Below are 8,894 nucleotides of genomic sequence, written 5' to 3' on the forward strand. Positions count from 1 at the left end.
GGCAGGCCGAAGCCCAGGAAATCGAGCGCCGTCAGCGTCATCACCGAACTCGACACGATGAAGGGCAGGAACGTCATGGTCGCGACCATGGCATTCGGCAGCAGGTGTCGGAACATGATGACCGGGTTGGAGACGCCGAGCGCCCGCGCCGCCTGGATGTATTCGAAATTGCGTCCGCGCAGGAACTCGGCCCGGACGAGACCGACCAGCGAGACCCAGGAGAACAGCAGGAGGATGCCGAGCAACACGAAGAATCCCGGCACGAGCACCGAGGACAGGATCAGGAGAAGGTAGAGCGAGGGGATCGCCGTCCATATCTCGATGAAGCGCTGGAAGATCAGGTCGACCCGGCCGCCGAAATAGCCCTGCACCGCGCCGGCTGCGATGCCGATGACGGACGAGACGATGGTGAGACAGAGGCCGAACAGCACCGAAATGCGGAAGCCGTAGATCAGCCGCGCCACCACGTCGCGCCCTTGATCGTCGGTGCCGAGCCAGTTGTATTCGAGGTCGCGGCAGCTCTTCAGTCCCTTCTTCTCCACCACCGGCTTGCATTGCTTCTCGGTCAGCATCCAGGTCGGCGGCGACGGCGCCGGCGTCGGCAGGTCGAGATTGTGGGTGTCGTAGGAGTAGCGGATCAACGGCCAGACGATGGAGCCGTTCTTCTCCTTGATGAGCTTCTGCAAATAGGGATCGCGATAGTCGGCCGCGGTTTCGAAGTCGCCGCCGAAGGTCGTTTCCGAATAGGTCACGAAGGCGGGCCAATAGAGACGGCCGTCGAACTTGATCAGGAAGGGCCGATCATTGGCGATCAGCTCGGCGAACAGCGAGAGCACGAACAGGATGATGAAGATCCAGAACGACCAGTAGCCGCGCCGGTTCGCCTTGAAGTTCTGCCAGCGCCTCCGGTTGAGCGGCGAAGGCGCGAAGGGCTTGCGCGTGATGGGAACGGCATCGCCGAGCGGCGACTTCGCCGTGGTCTCGATCGGCTTGGTTGGGGCGGCCAGACTCATCAGACCTCCCGCGCCTCGAAATCGATCCGGGGATCGATCCACATATAGGTGAGGTCGGAGACCAGGTTGATCACAAGTCCGACCAGCGAGAAGATGTAGAGCGTGCCGAACACGACGGGATAGTCGCGGTTGAGCACGCTCTCGAAGCTGAGCAGCCCAAGCCCGTCCAGCGAGAAGATGGTCTCAATCAGCAGCGAGCCGGAAAAGAAGGCATGGATGAAGGTGCCGGGAAAACCCGCGATCACGATCAGCATGGCGTTCCGGAAAACATGACCGTAGAGCACACGGCCCTCGCTGCACCCCTTGGCGCGCGCGGTCATGACGTATTGCTTGCGGATCTCGTCCAGGAACGAGTTCTTGGTCAGGAACGTCATGGTGGTGAAAGCGCCGAGGCCCATGGCGATCAGCGGCAGCGTCAGATGCCAGAAATAATCGATGATCTGCCGGTACCAGGGAAATTGCGACCAGCCATCCGAGGTCAGCCCGCGCAGCGGGAACCAGTTGAAGAAGGAGCCGCCGGCGAACAGGATGATGAGCAGGATGGCAAACAGGAAGCCGGGAATGGCATAGCCCAGCACGAGGATGGTCGATGTCCAGGTGTCGAAGCGCGTGCCGTCCTTCACCGCCTTGCGAATGCCCAGCGGAATCGAGATCAGATAGGTGATCAGCGTCAGCCAGATCCCGAGCGAGATCGAGACCGGGAGCTTCTCCTTGATCAGCTGGATCACGCTGACGTCGCGGAAATAGCTCTTGCCGAAATCGAAGCGGGCGAAATTCCACACCATCAGCGCGAAGCGTTCCGGTGCCGGCTTGTCGAAGCCGAACTGCACCTCGAGCTTCTTTATGAAATCAGGATCAAGCCCCTGCGCGCCGCGGTATTTCGAGTTGATGGCGTCGGCGCCGGCCCCCACCTGCCCCGGCGCGCGTTGCGCGAAATCGCTGCCGCCCGAGATGCGCGAGGTGCCGCCGGTATCGGCGCCGGAGAGCTGCGCGATCACGCGTTCGACCGGACCGCCCGGCGCGAACTGCACGACGACGAAGGAGACGAAGAGGATTCCGAGCAGCGTCGGAATCATCAGGAGGATGCGGCGGGCGATATAGGCGCTCATGGTTATTTCGCCTGCTCGAGCTTGGCGGCCTTGGCGGGCTCATGCCACCAGATGTCGGGGGCGCCGACGCCGTTGGCATAACGCGGCAGCTTCGCCGGATGTCCGAATTGGTCCCAATAGGCCAGCCGGTGAGTCTTGTTGTACCATTGCGGCACCCAATAGCGGCCGGCGCGGAACAGGCGGTCGAAGGCGCGGCAGGCTATGGTCAGCTCCTCGCGGCTATCAGCCGCCATGATTTTTTCGATCATGGCGTCGATGGCGGGGTTGGCGATGCCCGCGAGATTGTAAGAGCCCTTGGTGTTGGCGACCTGCGAGGAGAAGAACGAGCGCATGGCATCGCCCGGCGTCGCCGACATGCTGAAGCGCTGGATCGTCATGTCGAAGTCGAAATCATCCTGACGCGCCCTGTATTGCACCGCATCGACGAGACGGATGTTCGCTTCGATACCGAGCGTCGCGAGATTCTTGATGTAAGGTGCATGGTGCGGCTGGAACGAGGGCTCGTCCAACAAGAACTCGATCCTGAACACCTCGCCGTTCGGCAGCATCCGCTTGCCGTCCTTGATCGGAACGCCGGCTTCGTTCAGCAGTTGCTGCGCCTTGCGGAGCAGGCTGCGGTCCTGCCCAGAGCCGTCGGCGACCGGCGGCGTGAACGGTACGGTGAAAACGTCGTCCGGAACCTGGCCACGAAACGGCTCCAGCAGCTTCAACTCTTCCGGCGAAGCCGGCGCATTGCCAGCCATGAGGTCCGAGTTCTGGAATGGCGACACCGTACGGGCATAGGCGCCGTACATGATGGTCTTGTTGGTCCATTCGAAATCGAAAGCGTTGATCAGCGCCTCGCGCACGCGAGGGTCTTTGAACTTGTCGCGCCGGGTGTTGATGAACCAGCCCTGGGCTCCGGAGGGCGTATCGTCCGGCACCACCTCCATCTTGACACGGCCGTCCTTCACGGCCGGGAAGTCATAGCGCGTCGCCCAGATGCGCGAGGTGAATTCCTCGCGATAGAGATAGCTCTTGCCGGTGAAGCCCTCGAAGGCGACGTCGCGGTCGCGATAGAATTCATAGCGCACGACGTCGAAATTGTAGCTGCCGCGGCACACTGGCAGATCGGCGCCCCACCAGTCCTTGACCCGATCGAACTCGATGTAGCGATTGACCTCGAACCTCCCGACCCTGTACGGGCCGGAGCCGAGCGGAATCTCGAGCGTCGATTCATCGAACGGCCGGGAGGCATAATACGCCTTCGAGAAGATCGGCAATCCCGCGACATAGAGCGGCACGTCGCGGGCGCGCCCCTTGGCAAAGGTGACGACGAGCGTGGCGTCATCGACCGCTTCCGCATTCACGAAGTCACGCATCTGCATGAGGATCAAGGGGTGACCCTTGGCCTTCAACGTCGTCAGCGAGAACGCCGCGTCATGCGCGGTGAGCTTGCTGCCCTCATGGAATCTCGCCTCAGGCCGCATCGTGAAGCGATAGACCAGCCCGTCCGGCGATATCTGCACGGATTTGGCGGCAAGCCCGTACATCGCGTCCGGCTCGTCGCTGGCGCGCGCCATCAACGGCGCGAACGTCATGCCCATGCCTTGCGCGCCATCGCCTTTGAGAATGAACGCGTTGAGCGAATTGAAGGTTTGGTAGGATTGATTGTAGGCGCGCACCGACGGGATCAGCGAGAACGTACCGCCCTTGGGAGCGTCGACGTTGACGTAGTCGAAATGACGGAAGTCGGCGGGATATTTCAGATCGCCGAACGCCGAGATGCCGTGCACCCCGGTCGTCGCCTCCGAGGCTCGCGCGCCGCGCAGCAGCGACGTGCCGACGGAGGCGCCGAGGGCGCCGCCGACACCCAAGGCCAGCACATGGCGGCGTGACATCTGCGTCATGCGGAAACTGCCCTTCAAGACTTCTTTGCGATCCGCGCCGCCTTGTCTGCGTCGTACCACCAGATGAACGGAAAACCGGATTGGCCGTATGTGGGCAGTTCCGCCGGCCGGCTGAAGCGATCCCAGCGCGCGGTGCGCACCTTGTTGTAGGTCCACTGCGGCACGACGTAGTGGTTCCACAGCAGCACGCGGTCCAGCGCCTTGGTGGCTGCGACGAGATCATCCCGATCGGTGGCGTAGATCACCCGTTCGATCAGCTTGTCGATCGCCGGGTTCTTGATGCCGGCAATGTTGCGCGAGCCGGCGATATCAGCCGATTTGGACGACCAGAACTCGCGCTGCTCGTTGCCCGGCGATTGCGACTCGCCCCATGAGTTGGTGACGATGTCGAAATCCCACTCGCGCGTCCTGTTCTCGTACTGGGTCGGGTCGACCGTCCGCACGTTCACGGCAATGCCGAGCCTCTCCAGGGACGGCTTGTAGAACAGCGTGATCCGCTCGAAGCTCGGATCCTGGTTCAGCAGCTCCAGCGAAAACTGGGTGCCGGTCTTGACGTCGACCAGCTTGCGGTCGCGCACCTCGTAGCCGGCCTCCTTGAAAAGGCGCAGCGCCTCCCGGAGATTGTCACGCACGGCTTCCGGATTGCCGCCGACCGGATTGGTGTATGCAGTCGTGAAGACTTCAGGCGGGACTTGAGCGCGGACAGTTTCGAGGATCTCGAGCTCCTTGCCCTGCGGCAAGCCGGTCGCCATGAGCTCCTCGATGCCGTCGAAATAGCTGCTGATACGCTTGTACTGACCAAAGAAGATCTGCTTGTTCATCTCCTCGAAGTCGAACGCGTAGTTGAGCGCACGACGCACGCGGGGGTCGCTGAACTTGGCGCGCCGCAGGTTCGGCACGAAGGCCTGCATTACGCCCGAGCTGCGATTGGCGAATTCCTCGAGGATTACGCGTTTTTCGCTCACGGCCGGGAAGTCGTAGGCGGTCGCCCAGCTCTTGGCGCTGTTCTCGGTACGCCAATCGACCTGGTCGGCCTTGAAGGCCTCGATCGCGACGGTGGCGTCGCGGAAATATTCGTAGCGCAGCTCGTCGAAATTGTTGCGGCCGACATTAGCGGGGAGGTCGCGGCCCCAATAGTCCTTGACGCGCTCCAGCGCGATCGACCGTCCTGCAACGAAGTCCTTGACCTTGTAGGGGCCTGAACCGAGCGGCACTTCGAGCGTGGTGGCGGAGACGTCACGCTTGCGGCCCTGCGAGTCGGTCCCTTCCCACCAATGCTTCGGCAACACCATAAGCTGCCCGACGATCTGCGGCAGCTCGCGGTTACCGGGCGCGTCGAAGACGAACTTCACCTCGCGCTCGCCGACCTTCTCGGCCTTGACCACGTGGCTGTAATAGGCCGAGTACATCGGATGGTGCTTCTTGAAGGAATCGAGCGAGAAGATCACGTCCTCCGGCGTCACGAGCTTGCCGTCATGCCATTTCGCCTGCGGCCGCAAGCGGTAGGTGACAAAAGAGAAATCGTCGGGGTGACTGGCCGCTTCGGCCAGCGCGCCGTATTCGGTCGAGACTTCGTCGAGCGAGGGCGTCATCAGCGATTCGTAGACGAAGGCGACGGCACCTGCGACCTGGCCCTTCACGCCCGACACGACGATGTTGAAATTGTCGAAGGTGCCGACGGCGATCTGGCGCGCGACGCCGCCCTTCGGTGCGTCCGGATTGACGTAGTCGAATCGCTTGAAGTCGACGGGGTACTTGACCTTCCCGAACAGCGACAGCGCGTGGCGCCAGGGAAGCTCGGCTGCCGATTGCGCTTTGGCAGCGCCGGCGACGGGAACGCCCGCGACGGAACCGAGGGCAGGAAGCGCTGCGGCAGCAGTGCCGGTGAGCAGGAGATCGCGTCGGGTAATGGCCAAATCAACATCCCTGTCTTGAAGGAGGCTACTCCTTTAAGTTCCTAATATAGGCGAGGTTTCGACCGAATACGCGTTGCTTTTTCCTCATCTTGGAAGGCCGCACGGGCGATCCGATGCGGCGAAACGCCCCGATCAAACGCCCAAGCCAAGTTGCCGCGAGGTCCGGACAAGGAAACGGCCAGGCTTTTCAGCCCGGCCGCTCGTCCAGATCGGGCTTTTCGCTGCCTTTACTTCGACGCCGTCGGCAGCGGCTGAGGCTTCTCCGACTGCGAATTCAGGTAGGCGATGATATCGGCGCGCTCGGAATCCTTGGGAATGCCGGCAAAGCCCATGGCGGTGCCCGGGATGAAGCCCTTCGGGTTGGCCAGGAACTTGTTGAGGTCGTCGAAGGTCCAGTTGCCGCCCTTGCCCTTCATGGCCGCCGAGAAGTTAAAGCCACCATGGCCTTGGCCCTTGGGCTCGCCGACGACGCCATAGAGGTTCGGACCGACACGATTCGGGCCACCCTTCTCGAAGGTGTGGCAGGCGCCGCACTTCTTGGCGGCGGCAGCCCCCTTCTCGATGGAGGCCGTCTGGAGCAGCTTTTCGATCGGCTCGGCGGCGGCGGCGGCGGCACCACCCTCCTTGCCGGGGCCGGCATCTTCCTTCACCGCGATCTCGAAGCCCGGCTTTTCCGGCATCTTGGGCGAGAACAGCGCGTTCGCGGTGAAGCTCGTCACCAGCAGGACGAGACAGGTGGCGAACACCGCACCGAGAATCTTGTTGAGTTCGAAAGAGTCCATTTCCGGCCAGGCCCCACCGCAAGAAGGAAACAGCGGCTCGAGCAGCCGCCAGGACGAGCCTCGGGAGAATCAAACATTCCCTATTGTTTCCCCGAGTTTTGCCATTGAGATATCGGTTTGCCCGGGGTCTGGCAACCCGTATAAGCGACCCCGCTTTCAGCCCGTCCCCACTCCATTTCCCTGTGCGGAAAATGCCCCGTTTCCAGGCTCTTAACCCGATGATCGATCCCCGCATCCTGGTGCTGATCCCGGCCCGCATGGCCGCCACCCGCCTGCCCGGCAAGCCGCTCGCCGATATCGCGGGACTGCCGATGATCGTGCATGTGCTGCGCCGCGCCGAGGCCGCTGCAATCGGCCGGGTCGCGGTCGCAACTGACACCGACGAGATCGCCTCCGTGGTGACTGCCCATGGCGGCGAGGCCGTGATGACCCGCTCCGACCACCCGTCCGGCTCGGATCGCATCCACGAGGCCATGAAGAAGCTCGATCCGGACGGCAAGGCCGAGATCGTGGTCAATCTCCAGGGGGATTTTCCGACCATCACGACCCACAACATCCGTGAAGTATTGCCGCCGCTGCAAGACCCGGTGGTGGACATCGCGACGCTGGCCTCGCAGATCCACACCGAGGAAGAGGATCTCGCCCCAAGCGTGGTGAAGGCGATCGGGACTTCCCTTGGCGGCAGGCGGATGCGCGCACTCTATTTTACCCGCGCGACCGCCCCGACCGGCGACGGACCACGTTACCACCATATCGGCCTCTATGCCTTTCGCCGCGCCGCGCTGGAGCGCTACGTCTCGCTTCCGCCGTCTCCGCTGGAATTGCAGGAAAAGCTCGAGCAGCTCCGGGCGCTCGAGGCCGGAATGCGCATCGATTTTACCATCGTCGACACCGTGCCCCGCGGGGTCGATACGCCGGCGGACCTGGAAACCGCGCGCAGCATCCTTTCCAAATCCTGAGCCGCTGTTACAAGGCCGATCATGAGCAAGATGAAGATCGCATTCCAGGGCGAACCCGGAGCCAATTCCCACATCGCCATCGTCGAGGCCTATCCCGACGCCGAACCGATGCCCTGCGCCACCTTCGAGGACGCGCTCTCAGCAATCTCCTCGGGCGAGGCCGATCTCGGCATGATCCCGATCGAGAATTCGGTCGCCGGCCGTGTTGCCGACATCCATCACCTCTTGCCCGCCTCGGGGCTCTTCATCATCGGCGAATGGTTTCTCCCCGTTCGGCATCAGCTGATGGCGGTCAAGGGCACCAGGATCGAGGACATCAAGAGTGTCGAGAGCCATGTGCACGCGCTCGGCCAGTGCCGCCGCATCATCCGCAAGCTCGGTATCAAGCCGATCGTGCATGCCGACACCGCCGGCAGCGCCCGCGACATCTCCGAGCGCAAAGACAAGAGTGTCGCCGCGATCGCCTCGCGCCTCGCCGCCAAGATCTACGGCCTCGACATCCTCGCCGAGGACATCGAGGACGAGGCTCACAACACCACGCGCTTCGTGGTGCTGGCGCGCGAGCCGAAATGGGCGGCCCAGGGCTCCGGCCCGTTGGTCACGACGTTCGTCTTCCGGGTGCGCAACCTGCCGGCTGCGCTCTACAAGGCGCTCGGCGGTTTCGCCACCAACGGCGTCAACATGACCAAGCTCGAGAGCTACATGGTCGATGGCAATTTCTTCGCCACGCAGTTCTATGCCGACGTCGACGGTCACCCCGACGACAAGGCCCTCGCCTTTGCCGTCGAGGAGCTGAAATTCTTCTCGCGCGAGTTTCGTATCGTCGGCGTCTATCCCGGCCATCCCTTCCGTGCGACATTCAGCGAGACACAGGATTGATTTCGTGTCACGGACGCGCGAAGCGCGAGCCGGGACCCAGGGGCTGCAAGACTCCGGGCTGCGATGGGCCCCGGTTCTGCAGCGCACCGCTGAAGAAGCGCTGCGCTGCGTCCGGGGTACGAGAGCGGCTTACTTTGCCTGCTGCACCAGCCCGAACGCTTCCGCCAGTAGCGAATACGACTTCTTTCGCGCCTCGTGGTCATACACCGCCGTGATCACCATCAACTCGTCCGGCTTGCTCGCGTCGATCAGCGGCTGCAGCTTCTTCTGTACCGTGGCGGGGCTGCCGACGAACAGGCGCGAGCGGTTGCGCAGGATCGAGGTGCGCTCGGCGTCAGTATACGGAT

The 8,894-nt window shown here is 62.8% G+C and carries 7 protein-coding genes and 1 pseudogene; 2 read left to right on the forward strand and 6 right to left on the reverse strand.

Going from position 1 to position 8,894, the window contains the following annotated elements; genetic code table 11:
* The 5 genes from JHD07_RS24720 to JHD07_RS24740 form a co-directional block, all read right to left on the reverse strand.
* Positions 1–1,013, reverse strand: a 1,013-nt coding sequence (locus JHD07_RS24720) for an ABC transporter permease (protein ID WP_291626804.1), incomplete at its 3' end; no start/stop codon positions are given.
* A complete protein-coding gene (locus JHD07_RS24725) occupies positions 1,013–2,122 on the reverse strand; it encodes a microcin C ABC transporter permease YejB (protein WP_291626806.1) in 1,110 nt (369 codons plus the stop codon). The genes JHD07_RS24720 and JHD07_RS24725, both read right to left, overlap by 1 nt.
* 2 nt (positions 2,123–2,124) lie before the next feature.
* On the reverse strand, positions 2,125–4,011 hold the full coding sequence (locus JHD07_RS24730) for an extracellular solute-binding protein (RefSeq protein WP_291626808.1): 1,887 nt from the start codon (positions 4,009–4,011) through the stop codon (positions 2,125–2,127).
* A gap of 14 nt (positions 4,012–4,025) precedes the next feature.
* Complete coding sequence (locus JHD07_RS24735; RefSeq protein ID WP_291626810.1) at positions 4,026–5,927, reverse strand: extracellular solute-binding protein; 1,902 nt, start codon at positions 5,925–5,927, stop codon at positions 4,026–4,028.
* Positions 5,928–6,154: 227 nt separating this feature from the next.
* Entirely contained in the window at positions 6,155–6,709 is a 555-nt protein-coding gene (locus JHD07_RS24740) for a cytochrome c family protein (protein ID WP_291626812.1), read from the reverse strand.
* Between the two features lie 218 nt (positions 6,710–6,927).
* On the opposite strand from JHD07_RS24740, the gene JHD07_RS24745 reads away from it, so the two are divergent.
* Both JHD07_RS24745 and JHD07_RS24750 read left to right on the forward strand, forming a co-directional pair.
* On the forward strand, positions 6,928–7,668 hold the full coding sequence (locus JHD07_RS24745; protein WP_291626814.1) for a 3-deoxy-manno-octulosonate cytidylyltransferase: 741 nt from the start codon (positions 6,928–6,930) through the stop codon (positions 7,666–7,668).
* Positions 7,669–7,689: 21 nt separating this feature from the next.
* On the forward strand, positions 7,690–8,547 hold the full coding sequence (locus JHD07_RS24750) for a prephenate dehydratase (RefSeq protein WP_291626816.1): 858 nt from the start codon (positions 7,690–7,692) through the stop codon (positions 8,545–8,547).
* 129 nt (positions 8,548–8,676) lie between these two features.
* Here JHD07_RS24750 and JHD07_RS24755 read toward each other — a convergent pair.
* Positions 8,677–8,894 (reverse strand): annotated as a pseudogene (locus tag JHD07_RS24755) (LLM class flavin-dependent oxidoreductase); the annotation flags it as partial.

This window comes from Bradyrhizobium sp. (assembly GCF_016462955.1).
Lineage (GTDB): Bacteria > Pseudomonadota > Alphaproteobacteria > Rhizobiales > Xanthobacteraceae > Bradyrhizobium.